Genomic DNA, 22,524 nt, shown 5'->3' with positions numbered 1-22,524 from the left:
CATGACTGCCCTGGATCGGCGCTACGACACCCAGATCCACCGCCGTGTGACCCGCACCGTGATGGTCGGTGATGTGCCCATGGGCAGTGAGCACCCAATCGTGGTGCAGTCGATGATCAACGAGGACACCCTCGATATCGAGGCTGCTGTGGCAGGCATCATCCGCCTGGCCGAAGCAGGCAGTGAGATTGTGCGGGTGACGACTCCGTCAATGGCTCATGCCAAGGCGATGGGACAGATCCGTCAGGAGCTTCGCCAGCGCGGCTGCACCGTTCCCCTGGTGGCGGATGTCCATCACAACGGCATCAAGATCGCCCTGGAAGTTGCCCAGCACGTCGACAAGGTTCGGATCAATCCCGGTTTGTTCATTTTCGACAAGCCTGATCCGAATCGACAGGAATTCACCCCGGAAGAATTTGCCGCCATTGGCCAGCGCATCCGGGAAACGTTCGAGCCCCTGGTGACCCTGCTGAGGGACCAGAACAAAGCGCTTCGCATCGGTGTGAACCACGGCTCCCTGGCGGAGCGGATGCTGTTCACCTATGGCGACACCCCTGAGGGGATGGTCGAATCAGCGATGGAATTTGTGCGGATCTGCCATGAGCTCGATTTCCACAACATCGTGATTTCGATGAAGGCCTCGCGGGCGCCAGTGATGCTCGCCGCCTACCGCCTGATGGCGGACACCATGGACAAGGAAGGCTTCAACTACCCCCTGCACCTGGGCGTGACCGAAGCCGGTGACGGTGATTACGGGCGGATCAAAAGCACCGCCGGCATCGCCACCCTGCTGGCCGATGGGTTGGGAGACACCCTCCGGGTCTCACTGACGGAGGCCCCCGAAAAGGAAATCCCCGTCTGCTACTCGATTCTTCAATCCCTGGGTCTGCGCAAGACCATGGTGGAGTACGTCGCCTGCCCCAGCTGCGGTCGCACCCTGTTCAATCTCGAGGAGGTGCTGCATAAGGTGCGCAACGCCACGTCCCACCTCACGGGCCTCGACATCGCCGTGATGGGATGCATCGTCAATGGTCCCGGCGAGATGGCCGATGCTGATTACGGCTATGTGGGAAAAACCCCGGGCGTGATTTCGCTGTATCGCGGTCGTGATGAAATCCGCAAGGTGCCCGAGGCAGAAGGCGTCGAAGCCCTGATCCAGTTGATCAAAGAGGACGGTCGCTGGGTGGAGCCCGCCTGATCTCGTTAGGCTGAAGAATCAGTCCTGAAGGGCCATGGTTCGGAGTCAGCGCCTGCGTTCTTTGGTCCGATCGACTCCGTTGCTGATGATGCTTGGTGTCGGCGGTGTGGTCACCGCCATGGGCATCAGTTCACCGGGCCTCTCCCTGCCATCGGCCTCCGGCGGATCCATCCACGACAGCCCCAAGGAGGTGATTGATCAGGTCTGGCAGATCGTTTATCGCGATTACCTGGATTCGACGGGTTCCTACGACGAAAGAACGTGGCGCCAATTGCGGAGCAATCTGCTCAGCAAGTCTTATGGGGGCAGCGCCGAGTCCTACGAGGCGATCCGCGGCATGCTGGCCAGCCTTGATGATCCCTACACGCGTTTCCTTGATCCGAAGGAATTCAAGGAAATGCAGATCGACACCTCCGGTGAGCTGATGGGCGTGGGGATCCAGCTCAGTCTCGACAAAGACACGAAGGAGCTGATTGTTGTCTCCCCGATTGAGGGCACCCCTGCATCCCGTGCGGGCGTTCAGCCCAAGGATGTGATTGTCTCCATTGATGGTGCCTCCACCAAAGGCATGACCACCGAGGACGCCGTCAAGTTGATCCGAGGCCCTGAGGGCACCGATGTGGTGCTGGGACTCAGGCGCCAGGGTCAGGTGCTGAATGTGCCGCTGAAACGGGCGCGGATTGAGATTCATGCCGTGAAAGCCATGCTCAACACAGCGCCCAACGGCCGCAAGGTGGGCTACATCCGTCTTAAGCAATTCAATGCCAACGCCACGCGTGAGATGCGTGCGGCCATCAAGGATCTTGAATCGCAGGCTGCTGAGGGCTATGTGCTGGATCTGCGCAGCAATCCAGGCGGCCTGCTCGAGGCCAGCGTGGACATCGCCCGCCAATGGCTCAACGAAGGCACCATTGTCAGCACCCGAACCCGTGAAGGAATCCGCGATGTGAGGCGCGCCACGGGCAATGCGATCACCGACAAACCCATGGTGGTGCTGATTGACCAAGGATCTGCCAGTGCCAGCGAAATTCTTTCAGGGGCCCTCCAGGACAATTCCCGTGCGCAGCTCGTCGGTCAGAAGACCTTTGGCAAGGGTCTTGTTCAGGCTGTTCGCGGCCTTGCCGATGGATCCGGTTTGACGGTCACGATCGCCAAATATCTGACTCCGAAGGGAACTGATATTCACAAGAACGGGATCCAACCGGACATCAATGCAGCGATGTCGGAGAAGGAGCTCAAGAATTTCTCGGTTGAAGACCTTGGAACCGAGAAAGACAGCCAGTACAGGACGGCTGAGGGGACCCTGTTGAAACAGTTGAACAGACCTCAGACGGGCACCACGTATCAGCCGGGCCGGGCCAATCTCAGCTACGCGCTGCAGTAGATCAGGAGATCGGCTGCATCAATCCGCCGCCACCACCACCGTTGGAGTCGTCGTCGTCTGAGGCATCAGGTTGGAAGAGGGCATACACACCGAGTGCCGTGGCACAGAAAACGCCGCTGATCAGTTCCAGAGAGACGCCACCAGCACCGATCTCGACGAATTCACCCATGTCCAAAGGATTTCGTTCAGACCAATGTAACGAAGAATTGCGTGGTTGGTAACGTTTTTCTCAGAATTGGGTTCAAAGCTCAGACCTGAACCACCTCTGCGTTCTTGACCCGCAGCTCCGCCTGCCGCTGTGACTCGGTTTTGCCATCGGCGTCGGGAATCTGGGCTGCCATCAGACGGAGCCATTCCATCAGCTGTTCCAGTTGCTTCTCCATGGGGAGAACACCGAGACCTCGGGCCATCACCTTGTGTTGTATGCCGCTGCCGGCCTGATACACCAAACGGCCATGCAGGTGCTGGGGCAACCCCTGGCGCAGTAAACGGAACGCCGGCTCCTCCATGGGGGTTTCGAACACCACGTTGGGCTTCTCCGGTTTGATCCTCGAGAAGCCACACCGCTTCGCAAGAAGTTTGAGCTCCATCAGCTGCAGAAGTGACACCACGGCAGCAGGCAGCGCTCCGTAACGATCGGCCCAACCGGCAGCCAGCTCCACAAGGGCTTCCGCCGTCAGGCAGTCCGCTGCAGCTCGATAGGCCGCGATTTTTTCATCGGGATCAGTGATCCAGTCAGCAGGCACAAAGGCCGTGACGGGGAGGTCAACTTGCGTGTCTTCAACACTGGGGATGTCTTGACCCTGAATTTCAGCCAGAGATTCCTGCAGCATTTCCATATAAAGGTCAAAGCCGATGGTTTCCATCTGGCCGCTCTGCTGCACGCCGAGCAGATTGCCGACCCCGCGGATCTCCATATCCCGCATGGCGAGCTGATAACCACTGCCCAGTTGGGCGAACTCCTGAATGGCGCGAAGCCTCTGACGCGCACTGTCGCTCAGCGATCCATTGCCGGGATAGAACAACCAGGCATGGGCCTGAATCCCACTGCGGCCCACCCGTCCCCGCAGTTGATACAGCTGGGCAAGGCCAAAACGGTGGGCGTCTTCAATCAGGATCGTGTTGACGCGCGGGATGTCCAGACCGCTTTCAACAATCGTGGTGCAGAGCATCACGTCGGCTTCGCCGGCATTGAACGCCACCATGGCGCTTTCCAGCTCACCTTCGGCCATCTGACCGTGAGCCACCAACAGTTTCAGGCCCGGCAGCATCTCCCGTAGGCCCGAAGCCACGTCTTCGATTCCTTCGACCCGAGGAACCACGTAAAACACCTGGCCCCCACGATCCAGTTCCTGGCGAATGGCGCTGCGCACCGCCTCCGGATCAAGAGAGGCGAGGTGCGTCTTGATCGGACGGCGCAGCGGCGGTGGTGTGGTGATCAGGCTCATCTCCCTCACGCCCGAAAGACTCATGTAAAGGGTTCTGGGGATCGGCGTTGCCGACAGGGTGAGAACGTCCACATCCTTCCGCAGCACTTTGATCTTTTCCTTCTGGTTCACACCGAAGCGCTGTTCTTCATCCACAACCAACAGGCCAAGCTCTTGAAACGACGCTCCTTTGCTGAGCAACTGGTGGGTTCCCACCACCGCGTCGATGGTTCCCTGCTTCAGACCATCGAGAATGGTTTTGCGTTCCGATGCTGTTCGGAAACGATTCAGCAGAGCCACCTTGATCGGATAGGGCGCGAATCGTTCCGACAGCGTGCGCCAGTGCTGCTGAGCCAACACCGTCGTAGGGGCCAGCATCGCCACCTGTTTTCCGGCGGTGATGGCTTTGAAGATGGCGCGGATCGCAACTTCGGTCTTGCCGAAGCCAACGTCACCGCACACCAGTCGGTCCATCGGTTCCTGCCGTTCCATGTCCCGTTTCACGTCGGCCGTGGCCTTCAGTTGATCCGGCGTCGGTTCATAGGGGAATGACTCCTCCAATTCCACCTGCCAGGGTCCGTCGGTTGGGAAGGCAAATCCGGCAGCCTGTTGCCGCTCTGCGTACAGCTTCACTAAATCAAGGGCAACCTTGCGGACCGCTTTCTTGGCCCTCTCTTTGGCCTTGTTCCAGGCTGTTCCACCCATGCGGTTGAGCTGCGGGGGTGTTTCAGTCGTGGCGCGGTAACGACCCAGACTGCCGAGTTGATCGGCGGCGACACGAAGGATTCCGTCGGCGTACTGCACAACGAGGTAGTCGCGGATGTCGCCTGACATCGCGAGTTTTTCCATGGCTTTGAAGCGGCCGATGCCATGGTTCCGATGAACCACGAAGTCGCCCGGTCGCATCTTGTTGGGATCAACTGTGCGGCTTGCTGCCTTGCGGCGTCGGCGCACGTAACCACTGGAACTGAGGCTCTGTTGGCCAAAGAATTCACGGTCGGTGACCAGCGCAATCCGCCAGGCCGGCAGCTGCAAACCCTCAAGTTCTGCTGTTCCCCTCACCTTCAATGCGACGGGGGTGTTCTGCTCAATCAGACGGGCAATGGCATTGCTGTCTCCGGCATTTGGTACAAACCGACTGATGCAGTCGTGCTCCTCCAGCAGAGCAACCGCTCGGCTGGGTTGCGCAGACACCAACCAAACCGCCGTGCGGTCGGTTTGAAATCCCTTGATTAGTTCCCCGAGCTTTCCGAATTGGTTGGGGTAAGCCGCAACAGGTCGGCTGGCGAGGTCAAAGCTGTTGGGGTGCTGATCAACTTCCAGCAGTTCAGCCATGTCAAAGCCATGGAACACCTTCGTCAGTCCGTAGGCGGATTCAATCCCACGGTGCAGAACCGCTGGCCAGAGCTGATCACGTTCGCCATCGTCCAGGCCCGCCTCAGCGGCCATGTCGCGGTGGTGTTCCTCCACATGGCTGAGCCACTGTTGTCCGTGGGCCAAGCCGTGACGTCGTTCATCGATCACCACCGTTGTGGTGGCAGGGAGGTAGTCGAGTAACGATGCGGGGTGCTCCCAGGCGAGCCCCATCAGCCGGCGCATGCCTTCCGGTGTTCCACCGTTCAGAAGTTGCTCTGTCTCCTCAGCACCGAGCAATTGCTCCAGTCCATCCGGCATCGTCTCCCTGAGCTGGTCCGCAATCAGAGGGCCAAATCCTGTCGGTGTGAGTCGAAGGGCATCGACGGGGTCCAATGAGCGTTGGCTGGCGGGATCGAATTCCCGCAGCTTGTCGAGTTCCTCTCCGAAAAATTCGAGCCGAACGGGCAGCTCACTGCTCACCGGGAAGATGTCGACAATGTCGCCGCGACGGCTCCAGCTCCCCTCTTGCTCAATGGTTGTGACCCGCTCGTAACCGAGCTGAGCCAGCGTCTCACCAAGACTCTCCAGATCAACCTCATCCCCTTTGCGCAAGGTGCGCGTCTTCTTTTTGAGAACATCCGGAGGGGGAAGGTGAGGCTGCAAGCAACGTTCCGTGGCCACGATCGCCCAGGACGACGCGTCGGGCTCCCCAAGCAGGTCACTCAGAACTTGAAGTTGCCCCCAGGTGATTTCGCTCGTGGGATCAAAAGGTTCATAGGGAGAGCCTTCGCTGGTGGGATACAGGCTGGCTTGGCTCCACCCCATCAATTCCAGTAGCGCTGTCCAGCGGCCTGCTTCCTCAAGCGTCGGCACCACCACCAGCAGAGGTGCGCCCCGTCGTTGACTTAGCGCACTGGCCACAAGAGCGCGGCTGCAACGACCTGCTCCGCGCATCAACAGACGTTCAGCGCGGCTTGAGCGCTCATCAAGCTCACCGGTGAGAGCAGTTTCCTGCAACTTGGTCACCAGGGAACGGAGCGGCATGGAGCAGGCCTCGGCAATCCATGATCTTCGCAATAAGGTGCCAGAAGCTGCGTTCCACTGGTCGATGCCGCGCTATCGCTGTCCGTCCTGCTGTTGCGGCCCGGCCTTGGTGTTGCGTCCCACCAAAGGCGTGATTCCGCTCTGCTCCAGTTGCGCGACACCGTTACAGCGTCAGCCGCTGGTCCGGCCCATCCCGCTGCTGGTGTTGCTCACAGTTGGCGGAGTGCTCGTGGTCTCATCGATCCCCATCCTGTTCAACCCAGAACCCGCTCCCAGATCGAGGCACGAAAAACTGGCCTAGAGCGGTGTTTTTGGTTCAATACTTCGGTATTGGTGCCTTCATGACCCTCGGCCGTTTTCTGATTTTCTTTGTGATCGGACTGGTGCTCGCGCTAACCGTTCCTCAGTTGACCTGGTTGCTTTGGCCACTGGCAGCTTCAGCTCTTTTGGTTGTTGTGCAACTGATTCGTTCCTGATTTCTGGTGTGTTTGAGACCGAGCGGGATCTCAAGACAACCAGCAGGCATCCACAGAAAAGGTGAGAACGTCGTGGGCATCGCGATGGCCGCCGGAAGTGATGGCCACACAGGCCAACTGACCATCGCCAAAACAGGTTTTCGACTTGAGTACAAATCTGGCGGCGTCACTGTGGGACCAGACCGCTAAACCCTGCTGTTGGGCTTCGTCGTTGTAAATGTCCCAGAGTTCCGCGAAGCGTTCTGCCTCTGGACCCCTCAGAAATTCGTCCAGCGCTTGATCAGCACCAACCTCACGGAAGCGCTCCAGAAAGGAGCGCATCAACGGATCGTCGATCACGTTGCTGGTGGCTATGGCACCGGTAATGCCACGCACCGACGTTCGAACAACCCGGTTGGGTTCGGTTCGGGCGTCAATGATGACGACGGGACATTGAAGATCCCAAGCGTTCCGATTTCTCAGTTCACGTCCTGCTTCGGACATGTCATCCCGAAGTTCGTTGATCAGCTGCCGTATGACAAGTGTAGGGTCGCCCATGACTAAATATATCGCGCCAGCAACTTGGAACTGTGAAAAGTTAAAGATTCAAAATGTTGAGATTTGAAGGCAACTCTTATGGCAAATATGATCTCAAGGCAACATGTCTGGGAGCGGGCAATAGGGGTGAGACCTTCGCCCAGATCAAGCAGCCGTCGACCAATCAATCACCTTATATGCCGTCAGTCGGGTTGCTTAGGAAGGGTTTTGCTGGCCTTGCTGGTCTGACGCTGTTGCTGTTTGGTCAAAGCATGCAAGCGCAATCTGGTGGCTGCCAAAGCTATGAGGCGGCATTCAACCTTGAAGCGGGAATGCGGGATGGATTAACCCTTCAACAGGCCAAAGCAAGCATTCTCGAAGATGGCTATTCGGACGGCTCCGCCACCTGCTTTTCAGCCATCAAGAATGAAATCAACCAAATGCCCTATGCCTTTCCGCTCGTAAATCAAGCCCTCTACAAAAGAGCGCGCCGCTAGAGACCCCGCATAAGGAACCTTTCAATTGCAAAAGCATGCTGTATAGTTCACCGAGACGAGTTGAAGTCCATCACAACGGCTATATCATCAAAAGCTTTGAATCAAAAGTCTAATCATTTGGCTCAGGCTGCCGAATATTATTCACGAGCCAAGGAGCTGATCGAAGTGAATCACGACTGGCAAGCCTCCGGCTCAATGATCCTTAAAGCGCTCGCTGAAGAAAGGAAGTCCGAAAATACCGGTCTTCAGGTGATGAATGTGATCAAATATCAAAAGCCCAAAAACAAGCTGGAGTTCAACTTCCGCAGTTGAGTTCAGCGCTCAACTAGCTCTGAACGCAGGGCAGACGGAAGCTCGTTATCGCCCCATAGGAGCCATCTCCCCCTTCAGGAAAGAAGCGGGGGAAATGGCCAGGATGCGCAGAGTGTTTAGACGATTCACTCTGCTGCAATCGGCATGGACGCCGTATCAGTCCCTGCCGCAAATCCGTTGTAGACCACTAACTCGGACCATTCCTGAGTGTTAGTGCTTATTTGGCCAAGCTGATCGTCTGTGGCTTCAGCAGCAAAAGATTGCGTGGCTGACTTGGTTTTGAGCGAACCTCGACAATCTGCACGCAAAAAAGCGCGCTTTTGGTGAGTGATGCTTATGGCTGCTCTATGTATCGCTAGGTGCGCTGCCCGGACGGAGTCGCATCGCGTCGAGCGAAAACGGACGCAACTCCGCCACCGGCTTGACCCTCATGCAGCCGGCATTTCGTTTTTATTCCTGTTTAGGAGACAGAACACGTGTCATCAATCACTGAGTGACCGTCCTTAAAGGAACCTTGATTCCCTCTTAGTGGGGTTTGGCTTCCTCCCAAGCGTTAATACAGGCGCCTGGTTCAAGTGGTATGTCAGCTGGTTACTCGAGCGCTGTTGCAGCTCCTAAGCCGGATCCGATCTTTAACCACGTCAAAGCGGGAATGTCCGTGATCATCAAGAACATGGACGGGTCCTGGCATATGGCTGACGTGATTCACGTTATGGGCAGCGCCAAAAGCACAAAGACCCCTTTGTTTTTCCAGGTGACCTATGTGAATAACCACGTCACCAGCTGGGTCAAAGCTGACCTCGTGACTCACATCGTTCCAAGGGTTTGAGGCCTCAGCCTTTTGCAGGCTGAGACAGCTTGTAGAGGTTCAGGGCTACGAGAGCCACGCCGAAGCTTGCGAAGACGATGATCAGGTCTTGGCTGGAGATGGACATAAGGACCTGCAATGTGAGCTCATTACGGAATGTAACGAAAGTCGACTATGTTCGTGTTAGCAGAGGCTTGACGATGTCCATTGATGCTCGATGTCAGGAACAGCGATCAGTCGCCGATCGTATGTTTATGGACTTCAAATACACCCGCCCTGGCTCGAAAGAGCAGCTTCGCGCCTTAGGGACGCTGAGCTTCCTCATAGGGATGTGGGCCGATTTCCTCAATGCCGAGGAAAAGAGAATGGATCAAGCATTGGTCCTCGATGTAGGCCACTCCTAGGAACTAAGCGTCGATCACCTGTGATGCCACGTCCTCAAGGTTGTCCAGATGCCCTCGGATCGCATGCAACTGCTTGCGTTACTCGTTTCCAGCACGTTGCTTTGCACGATCTTGAAGGCCTCTGAGATGGCTTCAATGTGGCTGTAAGACTTAACGCGCACGAAAAACGATTAGCCCTGCACGTACAAAAACAAGTTCATTTGGGAAGGGCTGCTTATTGCAGCCCCAGGAACTTCTTCTCTTATGACTTCGGATTCAGGGCTCTAAACCCAATCCTCTGAATACTTTGTCTTGGTGGCGCTCAGCTCACGTATGTCCTCTGTGAGGTGCTGTGCTGCCCACATGCCTCTGACTACTTGGCAGATACCTTCTCGGTCGCAAACCCTGTAGTACTCGAAGCCCTCTGGAGCGATTGTGAGTTTGGTCTTGGTGCCTTTCATGCTCTGAATCCCTACTGAACCAACAAATAGGTCGCTAATTGAGTCCCGTCTGGGTAAGTCGAGACAAAAGGTTTGACTTGTCACATAAGCATGGAGGGCTTAACGATTCGGGTTGCAGCAAGTAACGCTGCTCTAGCGAGGGGCAGCGCTGACCTCGTTACACACATTGCCCCCAGGCTTTGAGCAGTCAGGGGTTGCTGACCCTAAGTATTTCTACTCCGTGGCCTGCGGCCTTCAGTTCCTTATGGTTCATGCGTTCTCAGATCAGTAGGCCCCCTTTCGACAGCGCTAGGCCCTGCTCCTCCGCTTTTGGAAACGCCAATCGATGGCTGACCGCACTCTCGATATCTCTGCCGCACTGGGTGAAGCGCAACTGCAGCGTCTTGAGGCTTCTCTTGCTTCAAAGTCAGCAGCAAAGCCTCAGGTCGAAGCACCCAAAGGCAAGGACGAACCAGTACGCGACTGACCGTTGAGGGCTGTTCTTCATCCTTTGACCATCACGTCATATTGGCAGCATTCAGCTCTTGCTAATGGTCTCCTGAAGACCTGTAGTGGAATCGCCTGTCTCGATAGCTCTGGGCGTCTTGCTCGCCTGGTTCACTAACCGGCTGATCATTTGGTTTTTCAGTCCTGATTGGTGCCGGCGTTATTGCAGTTCAGAAGACTGAAGCAGATGCCATCCTTCACTCAATCAATGAAGAGGGTCGTCCCAAAGAGTTGGCTGTTCGAACTCCTCAAGAAGTGAGTTTGCTTCGAGCTCTTTGCCGCTCTCAAGCAAGACCATGATCCTCCCCCAGATAAATCGATTCAGGAGCTCTGCCTCCCTCCCCTCGAGCCCTGTCTCGAATTTCAGAGGCGGAATTTCTGCAGCATCTTCGTCAAAGCTTGAAACCTTAGACACAAGATGAGACCCAATGACCCCTGTCCTAGCTCTGCTTGGTTAAGCCTTGGAGTATCAAGGAATCCTTAAGTCAATCTTTGTACTAGACGTCGATTGCCTGGTCGGCGCCGTCCTCAAGGTTGACCAGATGCGCTCGGATCGCCTGCAACTGCTTCCGTTGCTCAGCTTCCTGCACGTTGGTGTTCATGATCTTGAAGGCTTTGAGATGGCTGCAATGCGGCTCTAGGGCGCGCACGCACGAAAAACGAAAAACGAAAAACGATTAACCCTGCATGCAAAAGGCTTTGAAGCAGCTGCAAAAGGCCATAACTGCACGCAAACTACCTTCTCCTAAACACTGAGAAGGGTTGTCAGCACTTCCTTCTCAGCTAAAAATGTCAGCTGGCCGTTTTCATAGCTTGCTCCTCCAGCAGCATGTTGAACTGCAGCAGCTGTTCATCGCTCAGCTGTTGACGACTGGTCAACCCAAGTTGTTGTTGGAGAAAAGCCCGGGCTTGATCGGCGCTCCAGCCCAGCTGCTTCAACATTGAATCTCCTTGCTGAAGCAGGTCACCACGACGGATAGGAGCCGGTGCCGTGGATGCATCATCGTTGGCTTGGATCAACTTCAGCTGACGCAGATAGGCCACCAAATCGGCATAGCGCGTCAGCTTATGGCGGCTGCCAAGACCGAAGGCCCGGGTCAAGTACTCCTGCTCCTGCTCCCGAGACCAACCGATGCGTCTGATTTCCATATCGATGGCGGTCAGCTCATCACTCCAATCATCAGGATCCGTGGGAGTTTCAGAGGGGGCATTGTCAGAAGCTGTGATGGGGAGCTCCTGTGGGGCAGGAGTGGACGAGGCAGAAACGGGCTCGGCCTGATCAAGCTTTCTTGGACGTTCGACGGGAACCGCCTTCGCGTCCCCATCTTTCGCCTTGGCTTCGGAACGAGCCGAAGTCTGTGTGGGTTGAGTTCGCCCAGTGGGCTCGAGCCTGGTGTTCAGGCGCTGCAAGGCCCTTTCCTCAGCTTCCTCCGCTGTCGCGGCTTCACCAAGGGCGCTGCCCAGCAAAGCACCGTCGTGCCAGGCCTCAACACGCACGATGCATCGCAGGGTGTCGACGTGACACAGCTCGGCCCGGATCTGCATCGCAATGGAACAGCGCTTGCACTTTCTAGGCTGCCGCGATGGACATCACTTCGCTTCCCTCACTCTCGGATTTTTTCGAAGGTGCCGATCAATGGAGAGAGGTTGTGTCACTGCTCCCAGTTCTGGTGTTGCTGGAGCTGATCCTGTCGGCCGACAATGCCGTGGCCCTCGCTGCCATCGCCCGCAGCAGCCGCCAACCGGAGCAGGAACGCCTTGCCCTCAACCTGGGCATTGGCATTGCACTGGTCTTGCGGATCGGCTTAATCGTTGTTGCCCAGTGGGTGTTGCAAAACGCGTGGGTGCAGTTATTGGCTGCCGCTTATCTGGTGTGGCTGGTCGTGGATCACTTCAACAATCGATCAGGCGATGACGCGGAGTCCATCGGGGGCAGTGAATCCAGCGCTCTTTCACGCCCTTTTCTCAACACTGTTCTGCTGCTGGCCTTCACAGATCTTGCCTTCTCCATTGATAGCGTTGCCGCAGCAGTGGCCATCAGTGATCAAATTTTGTTGATCAGCGCAGGCGCCTTCATTGGCATCGTGGCGCTGCGCTTCACGTCCGCCCTGTTCATCCGCTGGCTTGATCTCTATCCACGTCTGGAAACGGCTGGATTTCTCGCTGTTGCCTTTGTGGCGCTGCGCCTGATTGTTCACGTTGTTCTCCCCAGCATCAATCAACCCGATTGGCTCACCCTGTTGGTGGTGCTGATGCTGTTTGGCTGGGGAATGTCAATCCGCAGCAACGATCTCGATCAGGACGAAAGCCATGCTTGTTGAACTTCGCCATATCAGCGGTGATCGTTTGATCCATCGCATTGATCTTGAGGATCCACCCCAACCAGGACGCTGGCTTGTTGTCGAAGAGCAATCCTTCCTTGTGATGCAACGTCGACACCGTTATGCCCTGCGTAACGGTCGCTATGTGATGGCATCGGTGGCCTTGATGGTGAAACCCCAGGCTCGACCCGCGGACGCAACACCCTGGAGACACGGCTGGGTGATCGGCGACCCGAAATGTCGGTTCAATGCTCGCAGCCCTTTGCTTCGCTGTGCCGTGTGGCCGGAAGGCCCCTGCGAGAGCTGCAGCCATCGTGAACTCGTTAATCCGTGAGCGCTGATTGGCTCACTGGGCGTCTCTGTGCTGGCCATGGAGTCGCCTCCGGAACAAGCAACGAATCTCCATATCCGGATGGAACAATTCGAATGCAAGTACCTGCATTCAAAGCATTCGGTCTCGACCTGTCCGGCTGTTATTTCGGCACGCTGAATATTGATTTTGCGCCGCTCGAGGTTTCTCTCTCAGATCCAGATCACCTGTTCGAGAAGCTGCATTGGACCGAACTCCATCCCCCTGAAACATTTTCGTTCTGGACCGTGGAGATCAAAGCAAGTGAAACTGAGTTTGTGAATGGCTGGATTTACTACCCCCACCCCGAGACCAAGGAACGTCATTGGCAGCCTCCAACAATGTTGGAGTTGCTTGCACCCCATTTAAGTGGGATTGAACCCGGCAGCACCATTCAACTTCGAGATCAAGGCGGACGAATCAAACTCGTGGATACGATTCGCCTGCGCGCAAGGTTGCTTGAATTCCTCAAATTCAGAGTGCTCGCATCGCAGCAAACATTTTTTGAGGCCGACACCCTGTTGAAACGCCAACAATGGCTTTCAACGATGTTCCCAGAAGCTCTACAACTCTCTGAACAGGATCTTGATCGGGTCTGGTCTCAAGCGCGTTTGTTGTACACGGAAACCTGAATCAACCCTCGCCGAAGCGATCTCCTGGAGTGGCCTTGAGTTGCTGAAACAGAACGGGTGCTGTGCTGCGTGCTTTCCCTTCCAGCTGTGCCTCCCGAATCAGAAGAGGACAGCCGGAACTGCTCACCACAAGTCCCAGATCCTCAATCACCGCCAAGATCGTCCCTGGGGGATGCCCGCCGGTGGGCCATTGACCCACGAGGTTGCGCACCTCGGCGCTGAGTTGATCCTGCAAGCGCTCGATCAACGGCTCCGTGCGCAACACCTTCAAACGTTTGCCATGCCATTGGGTGAATGCTCCGGGATGAAGCCCCATCACTTTGCGATGGATGCTGAGGGCAGAGGCTGACCAATCCAATTGGAAATCCTGCTTCTCCAACATGCGGGCATAGGTCGACTCCTCTGCCTGAACGCGCACGTTGAGCCTTGCCAATCTCTCGCCTTCGCTGCCAGGGCCAGCCGCTTCAATCAAAGGCATGGCCTGCACCATCAGGTCTGCGGTCAGTGCACTCAGCCGTTCGGCTAAGGCGATGGATGAATCCAGCAGCTGGATCGGGATGCGTTGCTCCAGCAGCACAGGTCCGGTGTCGAGGCCTTCTTCCATGGCCATGATTCCAACACCCGTTTCCTGATCACCTTCGAGCAGGGCCCACTGAATTGGACCCGCACCTCGCCAACGGGGCAGTAGCGATCCGTGGCCGTTCCAGGAGCCCAGGGGCGGTTGCTGCAACACATCCTTGGGAAGGATCTGACCGAAGGCGACCACCACTGAGACATCGGCTCCGAGAGCATCAAGCTCAGCCTTGCAAGCGTCATCCCGTTTGATCCGTTCAGGGGTGAACACCGGAAGACCCAGCTCTTCAGCCCTCGCCTTGACCGGTGATGGAACCAACTGTTTGCCGCGACCACGCCGGCGATCAGGCTGGGTCACCACCCCAACGATGGTGTGACCCGCCTGATGCAATGCATCAAGGGTCGGCACGGCATAGACCGGTGTCCCCCAGAACAGAATCTTCAACGTCAGGCTTCGCCCGTGATGGAGAGTCCATCCACCCACACATGAGGGGAAACCCCACGGTGGGTGACTTCAGCATCAGCTTCCAAATGAACGATCCCGTTGAGAACGGAGCGGATGTCACCAGCAACCGTTGCCGCTTCAACGGACAGCCGTTCGCCGTTGTTCACCAACCAGCCATCGAAAGGCAAGGAGAAGGAGCCCTGGGTGGCTTTCACACCGGCGTGGAGAGCTGACAGATCCTCAATCAGAACGAAGGGGCCTGACTCGGTGCTGTGATCGAGGGTGTTGCCGCTACTCACCTGAGGGTTGGAACCAACCACAAACCAGTCGGGACCAACCGAAACCTTGGCTCCAAGGCCTGCATGGCCTGTGGGTTGAACACCGAAAGCCCGCGCCGTGGCTTCCGAGTGAAGGAAGTTCCGCAAAGTTCCGTCCTCAATCAAGGAGAGCCGCCGGGTCGGGGTTCCCTCGCCATCAAAGGCTGCAGCACTGATGTGGCCGGGATGGAGACCATCATCGTGGAGATTGAAGAAGGGAACCGCCACATCGGATCCAATCGAATCCCGCTGGCTCAAGCTCACACCATCGAGTACCGAACGAGCATTGAACATGCTGCTGAAGGCACCGAGCAACGAGAGAAAGGCCTCAGGTGTAAAACAAACCCGGTAGCTCCCGGTTTCGATCGGTCGATAGTTCAGATGGCTGACGGTGCGATCAATCGCTTCGCTGATGCAGCCTTGAACATCCAGCTCGCTGCTGCCAAGACCCAAACGAACAGCACCTCCACTACGGGGCTTGCGACCTGTTTCTTCCGCTCTTGCGTAGAGATACAGGCTGGCTTGGGTGCGCTCCATCTGGCGGAGTGCTCCTTCACTGTTGAGATAGAGGCTCTGGGATAGGGATTCCGCCAGTCCGTTGTAGGGAACGGTCTGGATAGCGGGGTGGCGACCTAGCAGGTCTGCTTCCGCAGCCCGCAGGGTGTCCAGGAGGGGGAGGATTCCCTGGCGTGGTTGAAGCGGTCGATCAAGCTCGGGGAGTGGAGCTGTTGCCAATGGTGAGAATTGAGGAATTTCCTCGGGATTTCCAAAACGGCTGGCCGCATGTGCTCCGACCAGAGCTTGTTCTAAGCCGTTATCCGAGAGGTCAGTGGTGCTGGTGATGCCCACCAGTCCATCGTTGTTCCAGACCCGGACGGTGATTGAGCTCCGCTGCGAAGCCTTGAGTTGTTTGGCTTCACCGCGATCCACCTGAACGGAGCAGTCATCGCTGCAGGCGGCACCAAGGTCCCAGAGACGAATGCCTTCGCGGGAGGCGAGGGTCTGTAGGCGATCCCTCAGATCTGTGGCGTTGAGGCTGTTGTTGCTGGTCATCATCAACGCCCCCCCACCGTGATCGAATCAACCTTGATATGGGGTTGGCCCACGGTGACGAACACACTTCCGCTGACGGAACCGCAGAACCCGGCAGCCAGGTCCAGATCATTGGCACACATCGAGATGCGAGGCATCACCTCCTTGGCATCACCGATCAACGTGGCCCCTTTCACCGGTTTGGTGAGCTTGCCGTTCTCGATCAGGTAACCCTCTTCAACGGAGAAATTGAACTGACCTGTCGGACCGACGCTTCCCCCACCCATGGCCTTGCAATACAGACCCTGGTCGACGGATTCAATCAACTGCTCGGGGGTATGCGAGCCCGCATCGATGAAGGTGTTGCGCATCCGGCTCGCAGCGGCGAAGGCATGGCTCTGACGACGGCCGCTTCCGGTGCGTTTGTGACCCGTGCGCAGTTCACCGGCTCGATCACTGATGAACCGTTGCAGCACGCCGTCTTTGATCAGAACAGTGCGCTCCGGTTCCATTCCTTCGTCGTCCATCGAGAGGGAACCGAAGGATCCACCACTTAGCCCTTCATCGATAGCGGTGACAGCTGGGTGAGCGATCAATTCACCAACGCGGTCAGCGAAGGGAGTGGTGCCCCGTTCGATCTGGGTTGTTTCGAGTAGGTGCCCACAGGCCTCATGGAAAATCACGCCACCGAAGCGGTTGGCAAGAACGGCCGGCATCTGTCCGGCATCCACGTAGTCGGCACGCAGCATTGTTCCTGCGCTGTTGCAGACCTCAGCTGCACTCGCCTCGGAATCCCAGTCCCGAAGATCATCCGGACGATCGGAACTTCCATAGCGGCGGCCAATGCTGGAGCGGTGATCTCCGTCGGCGGCAAGAACGGAAAGACCGGTCGATTGATGCAGGCGGATGTCCCGGGCGAAGGTGCCATCGGATGCAGCCACCAACACTTCTTGCCAATCGCGGGCATAACTGCCACGGCGCACCTGAAGGTGCTGACCGAGACGATCGAGATGGGTTGTGCCCTGAAGCAGACATTCGCTGGCCTGGTCGAGGGATGGACAGCGTTCCAGCCAGTCGGCTTTGGTCAGACCATGGTCGGTCAGCTGCTTCAATCCTTCAAAAGTTGCCGACGAAGTGAGCTGTTGAGCCTCGAGCCCGAGCATGGCGAGGGCCTGATCGAGGGCCCGCTGGAGTCCTACTTCGCTGAGGTCGTTGGTGCTTACGAAGCCATCCCGGCCATCACGGAACACCCTTAGGCCAGCGCCACGGGCGAAGGATGGATTGACACTGGTGATCCGGTCCTGTTCAGCGAGCAAACCGATGTGATCGGTGCGCTCGAGGAACACCTCCACCAGGTCGGCTCCTGCAGCACTGCCGCGATGCAGCAAGGACTCCATGAGTCCTCGCCACTGATTCGAAAAGGCGTTGGTCAAGAAATCTCCTCGGTTGAGCTGAGGTAGTCCCTCAGCGCACGGCAGGCTGGAAGCGTTCGCTGTCGACCGCAGGCATCAGGAAAAGCTTGGCCATTTCGGCACCATTACGGATCCAGAAGGGCAGCTTCCGCAGCAGCTTCACAGGAGCAATAGCACCGCTGGCATCAGCTTTTTCGAGGGCGGCATTGTTCGCTACAAGGCGTTCGAGGCGGGTCCAGAATTTGTCGTTGTTCACATCAAGAACAACAGGAAAAACGCGCGCAGAGGTTTCATTGGTCTTCTCGATCACCATCTTGTCGTAGGTGCGAGCGTCCAATCCGAGAGCCTCGTAGAAGTCCTTGCGAGCCACGTCACGCACATACATTGTGGCGAAAACCGCCAGCAGGAAGAAGCGGCACCAGAGCTTGGCGATCGGTCCACGAACCGTGTCCGGTTGAGCCTTCATTAAGGCATCGAAAAAATCGCCATGACGGTTTTCGTCCTGACACCAGTTCTCGAAGAAATTGAAGATCGGGAAGATCTTGCTGTCGGGATTCTTTTCGAGGTGACGGTAAATGGCGATGTAACGCCAATAGCCGATCTTTTCAGACAGGTAAGTGGCGTAAAAGATGAATTTCGGCTTAAAGAACGTGTAGTCCTTGTTGGCCGTCAGGAAGCCGAGATCCAGCTGCATCCCGAAGTCGCCCATCGACTTGTTGAGGAAACCGGCGTGGCGAGCTTCGTCACGAGCCATGTGAGCGAAGCACTCCGCCAGAAGCGGATTTTTGGCTTTGATGCGGCGGCTCAGCTCCTTGTAGAGAAGGAATCCTGAAAATTCCGACGTGCAGCTCTGCTCGAGGAATTCGATGAACACCTTGCGTGTTTCCGGATCGAGCTTGTCAGCGGCGCCTTCAAACTCTTCGTTCCGAACGAAATGGTGTCGGTTGTAATCCTTCCTGAACTCTTCACAGATGGCTTCCAGTTCAGCCTCATTGGGCTGAAGGTCCATTGCCGCCATCGCTTCGAAATCGGTGGTGTAGAAGCGAGGGGTCAGGATTGTGTCCTTGACAGGATCCTTGATGGCTACAGCGCTGCCTTCGGCCACGGCGGTGGGAGGGACCATCAGTTGCGGTTCACGATCCTGCCAATGTAGGCCTGTCAGCCCGACTCCCGAGGCCAACGCCGTCGGTTAGTTACCTCCCAGCCACTTTTGGCCGTTAAGCCGTTGCAACAGGCGGGACACAAGAAGGGGCAAGGACATTCGCTTCTCATCGATCAGAAAGCTCTCCAGCAGCGTTGGCTCACTACCGGGATCAGCAAGGGCAATCACCTTGGTGCTGTTGATGTCGGCCTTGGAGAAGCAGACCCAGAAGCGGCGGCCCCCAGGCAATTCGCCAACCACCATCGGACATTCACCACCGACGACAGGACGCTGCCCGTCCACGCGCTCAAGCCGATCAGCTTTGATGTCGTGTTCGGCCAGCTGTTTGGCGACGGCCGGCAGAAACAGCGTGTCGATGAATTCAGGGAAGGGCTTGTCCTCCGGTTTGGGAGGCTTGGCTTTTGGCGCCGCTTTGGCGGGGGCGTCTTGACCTGAAGACGGCTTCTCGACTGGGGTTTCGCTCACCGATCAAGCATTGCTGGCGCAACTGTAAGCAGCTTGGTGCGTTGCTTACCAGTTCGACTCCGGATCATCTCCCCAATCACTCAAGTCCTGTGGGGCGGAGGCCACGGCTGAAGCTTCTGGCTGCTGGGGGGCTGATGAAGGGCGTTGAATCACGCGGTAGGCCACAGAAACCGTTGGAGCCGGCTCTCTCACATCTCGTTCGGGGCCAGGGTTTGCGCTCGATCTGGGTGTCGGTGCGTTGGCCGCGTAGCCCCTCTCATCCAACTCCGGTTGAACGGGGGAACGCCTTTGGCGACTCAGAGGACGCTCCACTGGCGATACCAGAAAAGCTGCGACAGCCGCTCCGGCCGCACCACCAACGCCAGCCATTGCTGTCCACGCCCCAACGGGGAGCGGAGGTGTTGTCCACACCAGCAGACGGATCCGGGTCTTGTCTCCGACGTTGGTGGCGGACAGAACCAGCAAGGCCAGCAGTGGCGCCAGGCAGGGAATCAGGAGCAGCCGCTGAAACATGCTCATTCCAGGGGGCCGTTCCAGCGTTTCAGGGGTGCGAGGTCTTCCTCCAGACCATCGAACAAGCGCACCACTAAAAAGTCCACCATCTCTTGCAACGAATCGGGCCGGGTATACCACGCCGGGATGGGAGCGGCAATGGTTGCTCCAGCCTCAGCCAGGCCGGTGAGGTTGCGGAGGTGAATGAGGTTGAAGGGCATCTCCCGCGGAGCAATCACCAGAGGACGGCGCTCCTTCAGATGCACATCTGCACAACGTTCGATCAGATCAGCTGCAATACCGGCATGGATCCGCCCGACGGTACCCATACTGCAGGGAACGATGACCATCGCCCGGGTTTTGTAGCTCCCACTCGCGATGCAGGCAGCTTGATCATTCCAGCGATGACAGGTGAGTTCGCCGCTCTCCACTGCAAGCCTGTCTCTCCAGAACTCGCGTTGCTTGACAGGATCCACAGGAATGGACAGGCCCTGTTCCGCACGGAAGACCTCATGGGCACCATGGCTGAGCACGAGATGCACCGCGCGCCCGTTCTGCAACAGCAGCTGTAGGGCGCGCTCGGCCAGTGGTTGGGCCGATGCACCGGTGACGGCAAGCACATAGGGATGCATCACTCAGCGCTCGCTGAGGGCCACGGGCAAAGGTTCCGAAGATTCAGGCTCACTGGAGCCATTGGAACCCTGACTGATGACCTCGAGGTCGATCTGGTTACGCAGAACATCCACATTGATCACGCGCACCTGAACGGTGTCGCCGAGTTGATAGGTCTGACGGTTCTTGCGCCCGACCAAGCGATTCTGGCGTGATCTGTATTCGTACCAGTCATCGTTGAGGGAGCTCACATGAACCAGCCCCTCAACACGACTCTCACCAACTTCAACAAAGAAGCCATAGCTCTGAACACCACTGATGTGGCCTTCCACCTGTTGGCCGATCAGGGGCTGGGCTGAACGAGCTTGGATCATCGACAGCAGATCCTTTTCCAGTTCCAACACCTGACGTCGACGGCTGTTGAGCCGCTGCACGGTGCGCTCGTTCACCAATCCGTTCAGTTTCTCTTCCTGGGATGCCGTGAACAGGGGCCATGTGAGATCAGCACCGGCACCCTTAAGCCCAAGCTTCAGGCGCGTCTTGTGACGCACGGTTGGACGATCCTTGGCCTCGGTCAGCAGCGCAACGATCACCTGTTGATTCACCAGATGGGCGTAGTGCTGGGTGGCACAAGTCCATGGAGTAAGAGAAGTCTTGGGGCTGCTCAAAGCAGCCTCCTCCCCATCGGAAACTGCTGACGCCGGGGTGGCTTCTTTCGATGCCACAAGGCAAAGCTGTGGCAGGGCGTGACTGAGCTGCTGTTCAAGCACCCGGCGTTGACTGCTGTCTTTGAACACCTGAATCAGTTCCGAAGCTGATGGGCTGCCGTCGTCATCCAGCTCAAGGGGGAGATCCAAGGCAATGGCTGTCTTCGCCACATCGGTCAGCACGCTGCCATCAGGTTCATCCGCCTCGATGGTGATCCCAGGCAATTGCAGATCGAGTCGTTGGGCGGTCCATGCACGGTCAGCAGCCCTCAACAGAGGCTGAAGGAACGCATGGGGGTCCAACGGGTTGAACGCATCAACCCAGCGATGCCGCAAACCGGATGGATCTGCGCTGCGCAGGTCACCAAGGGCCTCCAGCTGTGGAGGGCAGAGATTGAGTTGCACAACCCCGTTGATGCGCTCATGCTCCAACAGCAGGGTGCTGCAGAACCGCAGGGTCTCCAACTGACCGAGCTGGTCTTTGATCGGTTTGAGCGCCGCAGGAATGCTGCGCGCCTTGGGTTTGCGTTCCGCAAGGGCGATCAACTGCTCAGCGCAGACGTCGGCGACGGGACGCACCGAGCTCAGCATGAACTCCCAATTGCTCACCTCACCGTTGGCTGAGATATCGAGCCGAACGCTGATGGCGTCAGCCTCGGACCCAGCGGAGAAGCTGGTGGCCTTGTTGAGGGCCGGAGTCAGCAGGGGTTGCCAGACTTGACCGAGGCAAAGCGCTTCGCCGCGATCGCGCAGGCAGGCATCAAGGCTGTTGCCTATCCCGATCCGCTCGCCCACGCTGGGCACATGGACCCAGAGGCGACAACCACCGTCCATGGCCTCAACATGCACGGCAGGCAACCCCGGCGCATCCTCCTGAGTCCATCCCTTGAGAAGCAACGAAGGTTGCTCCGTGAGATCAACCCGGCCCTTGGTCGCAGGGTTTTTGCCAGAGCTTCGGGGTGCAGCCGGACGGTCTTGAAGCCCAGCCTTGGTTAGTAACAGGTCTCGATCTGCTGCAGGTCCGCCGTTGAGCGGGAGAGATCGCACAACATGACCGGCGGCAGCATGCTGCGCCAAGGGGTAGCGATCGATGCGCACCTCGACAACGCTGGAGACTTCATCGCCGGGGAGATGCTTTAAGTCCTCTGCTGGAAGTTCAATACCAGCGAGCACCCTGTCGTCCAAGGGGGCGGCCAGCAGCTGCTCGCTCTGCTGCTCCACCTGAGCCAAGAGCGATTGAGTGGCCCTTTCAAGGATGCATTGCACGCCACCTTCTGGTGAGCGGCGGCGTCCACCATCCCTCGTCACCCGCACCAGCACACGATCGCCATTCCAGGCGTGGTTGAGCTGATGGTCGCGGATATAGATATCTTCGCCGCCGTCATCGCGAATAGCGAAGCAGAAGCCTTTGCTGCTGCAACGCAGGCGGGCATCAATCAGGTCACTCTGTTGGGGTCGTGTGAGACCTCCCTCACTCGTCTGTTCGATCACACCGATCTTCACGAGTGATGAAACGGCCAACTCAAGTGATGCTTTATCCGTTTTGTTGCTGAGCTTGAGGATCTTGGCCAGTTGGTCTGGCTCGGATGGATGCTCTGTCGAGAGCTGATCCAGCAGATCGGCAACCGTGAATTTCATCGTGGCGTGCGCAGAAACC

Annotated in this window: 25 protein-coding genes; 12 read left to right on the top strand and 13 right to left on the bottom strand. The window is 57.4% G+C overall.

Translation table 11 applies throughout. From position 1 onward, the window contains the following. The first annotated feature begins 1 nt into the window (after position 1). Both ispG and FZZ90_RS01050 read left to right on the top strand, forming a co-directional pair. Entirely contained in the window at positions 2 to 1,198 is a 1,197-nt protein-coding gene (gene ispG / locus FZZ90_RS01055; RefSeq protein ID WP_226423938.1) for a (E)-4-hydroxy-3-methylbut-2-enyl-diphosphate synthase, read from the top strand. A gap of 34 nt (positions 1,199 to 1,232) precedes the next feature. Next, entirely contained in the window at positions 1,233 to 2,582 is a 1,350-nt protein-coding gene (locus tag FZZ90_RS01050; protein ID WP_226423937.1) for a S41 family peptidase, read from the top strand. 1 nt (position 2,583) lies between these two features. On the opposite strand, the gene FZZ90_RS01045 is transcribed toward FZZ90_RS01050, so the two are convergent. Both FZZ90_RS01045 and mfd read right to left on the bottom strand, forming a co-directional pair. Next, complete coding sequence (locus tag FZZ90_RS01045; RefSeq protein ID WP_188022244.1) at positions 2,584 to 2,751, bottom strand: hypothetical protein; 168 nt, start codon at positions 2,749 to 2,751, stop codon at positions 2,584 to 2,586. A 79-nt stretch (positions 2,752 to 2,830) separates the two neighbouring features. Then, complete coding sequence (gene mfd, locus FZZ90_RS01040; RefSeq protein ID WP_226423936.1) at positions 2,831 to 6,409, bottom strand: transcription-repair coupling factor; 3,579 nt, start codon at positions 6,407 to 6,409, stop codon at positions 2,831 to 2,833. Positions 6,410 to 6,446: 37 nt separating this feature from the next. Here mfd and FZZ90_RS01035 point away from each other — a divergent pair, with 37 nt between their 5' ends. Both FZZ90_RS01035 and FZZ90_RS01030 read left to right on the top strand, forming a co-directional pair. Then, on the top strand, positions 6,447 to 6,710 hold the full coding sequence (locus FZZ90_RS01035; protein ID WP_226423935.1) for a hypothetical protein: 264 nt from the start codon (positions 6,447 to 6,449) through the stop codon (positions 6,708 to 6,710). Between the two features lie 4 nt (positions 6,711 to 6,714). Then, on the top strand, positions 6,715 to 6,885 hold the full coding sequence (locus FZZ90_RS01030) for a hypothetical protein (RefSeq protein WP_226423934.1): 171 nt from the start codon (positions 6,715 to 6,717) through the stop codon (positions 6,883 to 6,885). Positions 6,886 to 6,915: 30 nt separating this feature from the next. Here FZZ90_RS01030 and FZZ90_RS01025 read toward each other — a convergent pair whose 3' ends face one another. Continuing rightward, the gene (locus FZZ90_RS01025; RefSeq protein WP_226423933.1) at positions 6,916 to 7,368 is read right to left on the bottom strand and encodes a hypothetical protein; all 453 of its coding nucleotides are present in this window, start codon (positions 7,366 to 7,368) and stop codon (positions 6,916 to 6,918) included. Positions 7,369 to 7,475: 107 nt separating this feature from the next. Between FZZ90_RS01025 and FZZ90_RS01020 the strand changes: the two genes are divergently transcribed. From FZZ90_RS01020 to FZZ90_RS01000, 5 genes are all read left to right on the top strand, one after another. After that, the gene (locus FZZ90_RS01020; RefSeq protein WP_226423932.1) at positions 7,476 to 7,898 is read left to right on the top strand and encodes a hypothetical protein; all 423 of its coding nucleotides are present in this window, start codon (positions 7,476 to 7,478) and stop codon (positions 7,896 to 7,898) included. A 60-nt stretch (positions 7,899 to 7,958) separates the two neighbouring features. Next, positions 7,959 to 8,210 carry a hypothetical protein gene (locus tag FZZ90_RS01015; protein ID WP_226423931.1) on the top strand — a complete coding sequence of 84 codons (252 nt, stop codon included), beginning with the start codon at positions 7,959 to 7,961 and terminating at the stop codon, positions 8,208 to 8,210. A 580-nt stretch (positions 8,211 to 8,790) separates the two neighbouring features. Then, positions 8,791 to 9,039 carry a DUF3104 domain-containing protein gene (locus FZZ90_RS01010; RefSeq protein ID WP_226423930.1) on the top strand — a complete coding sequence of 83 codons (249 nt, stop codon included), beginning with the start codon at positions 8,791 to 8,793 and terminating at the stop codon, positions 9,037 to 9,039. A 179-nt stretch (positions 9,040 to 9,218) separates the two neighbouring features. Continuing rightward, positions 9,219 to 9,422, top strand: coding sequence for a hypothetical protein (locus tag FZZ90_RS01005; RefSeq protein ID WP_226423929.1), 204 nt, complete (start codon positions 9,219 to 9,221; stop codon positions 9,420 to 9,422). A gap of 765 nt (positions 9,423 to 10,187) precedes the next feature. Next, a complete protein-coding gene (locus tag FZZ90_RS01000) occupies positions 10,188 to 10,328 on the top strand; it encodes a hypothetical protein (protein ID WP_226423928.1) in 141 nt (46 codons plus the stop codon). Positions 10,329 to 10,553: 225 nt separating this feature from the next. On the opposite strand, the gene FZZ90_RS00995 is transcribed toward FZZ90_RS01000, so the two are convergent. Both FZZ90_RS00995 and FZZ90_RS00990 read right to left on the bottom strand, forming a co-directional pair. Continuing rightward, positions 10,554 to 10,763 (bottom strand): hypothetical protein, encoded by a 210-nt coding sequence (locus tag FZZ90_RS00995; RefSeq protein WP_226423927.1) that lies wholly within the window; start codon positions 10,761 to 10,763, stop codon positions 10,554 to 10,556. Between the two features lie 377 nt (positions 10,764 to 11,140). Continuing rightward, positions 11,141 to 11,893: a hypothetical protein gene (locus FZZ90_RS00990; protein WP_226423926.1), complete on the bottom strand. Its 753-nt coding sequence runs from the start codon at positions 11,891 to 11,893 to the stop codon at positions 11,141 to 11,143. 38 nt (positions 11,894 to 11,931) lie between these two features. Between FZZ90_RS00990 and FZZ90_RS00985 the strand changes: the two genes are divergently transcribed. Genes FZZ90_RS00985 through FZZ90_RS00975 form a run of 3 tightly spaced genes read left to right on the top strand, consistent with a single transcriptional unit; the run spans position 11,932 to position 13,650 of the window. Beyond that, positions 11,932 to 12,669 (top strand): DUF475 domain-containing protein, encoded by a 738-nt coding sequence (locus FZZ90_RS00985; protein WP_226423925.1) that lies wholly within the window; start codon positions 11,932 to 11,934, stop codon positions 12,667 to 12,669. Beyond that, the gene (locus tag FZZ90_RS00980; RefSeq protein WP_226423924.1) at positions 12,659 to 13,003 is read left to right on the top strand and encodes a DUF6464 family protein; all 345 of its coding nucleotides are present in this window, start codon (positions 12,659 to 12,661) and stop codon (positions 13,001 to 13,003) included. Before FZZ90_RS00985 ends, FZZ90_RS00980 begins: the two co-directional genes overlap by 11 nt. Beyond that, positions 13,000 to 13,650, top strand: a complete 651-nt coding sequence (locus FZZ90_RS00975) for a hypothetical protein (RefSeq protein ID WP_226423923.1) — start codon at positions 13,000 to 13,002, stop codon at positions 13,648 to 13,650. Before FZZ90_RS00980 ends, FZZ90_RS00975 begins: the two co-directional genes overlap by 4 nt. 1 nt (position 13,651) lies before the next feature. Here the strand turns inward: FZZ90_RS00975 and fmt are convergent, their stop codons facing one another. From fmt to FZZ90_RS00935, 8 genes are all read right to left on the bottom strand, one after another. Continuing rightward, positions 13,652 to 14,668, bottom strand: a complete 1,017-nt coding sequence (fmt, locus tag FZZ90_RS00970; RefSeq protein WP_226423922.1) for a methionyl-tRNA formyltransferase — start codon at positions 14,666 to 14,668, stop codon at positions 13,652 to 13,654. A gap of 2 nt (positions 14,669 to 14,670) precedes the next feature. After that, entirely contained in the window at positions 14,671 to 16,041 is a 1,371-nt protein-coding gene (locus FZZ90_RS00965) for a TldD/PmbA family protein (protein WP_226423921.1), read from the bottom strand. Continuing rightward, the gene (locus FZZ90_RS00960) at positions 16,041 to 17,450 is read right to left on the bottom strand and encodes a TldD/PmbA family protein (protein ID WP_370631003.1); all 1,410 of its coding nucleotides are present in this window, start codon (positions 17,448 to 17,450) and stop codon (positions 16,041 to 16,043) included. The genes FZZ90_RS00965 and FZZ90_RS00960 overlap by 1 nt, the downstream gene beginning before the upstream one ends. Before the next feature lie 31 nt (positions 17,451 to 17,481). Continuing rightward, positions 17,482 to 18,552, bottom strand: coding sequence for a magnesium-protoporphyrin IX monomethyl ester (oxidative) cyclase (acsF, locus tag FZZ90_RS00955; protein WP_226423919.1), 1,071 nt, complete (start codon positions 18,550 to 18,552; stop codon positions 17,482 to 17,484). 66 nt (positions 18,553 to 18,618) lie between these two features. Then, entirely contained in the window at positions 18,619 to 19,056 is a 438-nt protein-coding gene (locus FZZ90_RS00950) for a DUF2996 domain-containing protein (RefSeq protein WP_226423918.1), read from the bottom strand. A gap of 45 nt (positions 19,057 to 19,101) precedes the next feature. Beyond that, complete coding sequence (locus tag FZZ90_RS00945; protein WP_226423917.1) at positions 19,102 to 19,569, bottom strand: hypothetical protein; 468 nt, start codon at positions 19,567 to 19,569, stop codon at positions 19,102 to 19,104. Positions 19,570 to 19,571: 2 nt separating this feature from the next. Next, a complete protein-coding gene (locus tag FZZ90_RS00940; RefSeq protein ID WP_226423916.1) occupies positions 19,572 to 20,180 on the bottom strand; it encodes a flavin prenyltransferase UbiX in 609 nt (202 codons plus the stop codon). Between the two features lie 3 nt (positions 20,181 to 20,183). Next, the gene (locus FZZ90_RS00935) at positions 20,184 to 22,505 is read right to left on the bottom strand and encodes an RNB domain-containing ribonuclease (RefSeq protein ID WP_226423915.1); all 2,322 of its coding nucleotides are present in this window, start codon (positions 22,503 to 22,505) and stop codon (positions 20,184 to 20,186) included. Positions 22,506 to 22,524: the final 19 nt, after the last annotated feature.

The sequence above is a fragment of the Synechococcus sp. MU1617 genome (assembly GCF_020514235.1).
Lineage (GTDB): Bacteria > Cyanobacteriota > Cyanobacteriia > PCC-6307 > Cyanobiaceae > Parasynechococcus.
The sequence above is the reverse complement of the archived record's forward strand: the minus strand, read 5'-3'. Positions and strand labels throughout refer to the sequence as shown.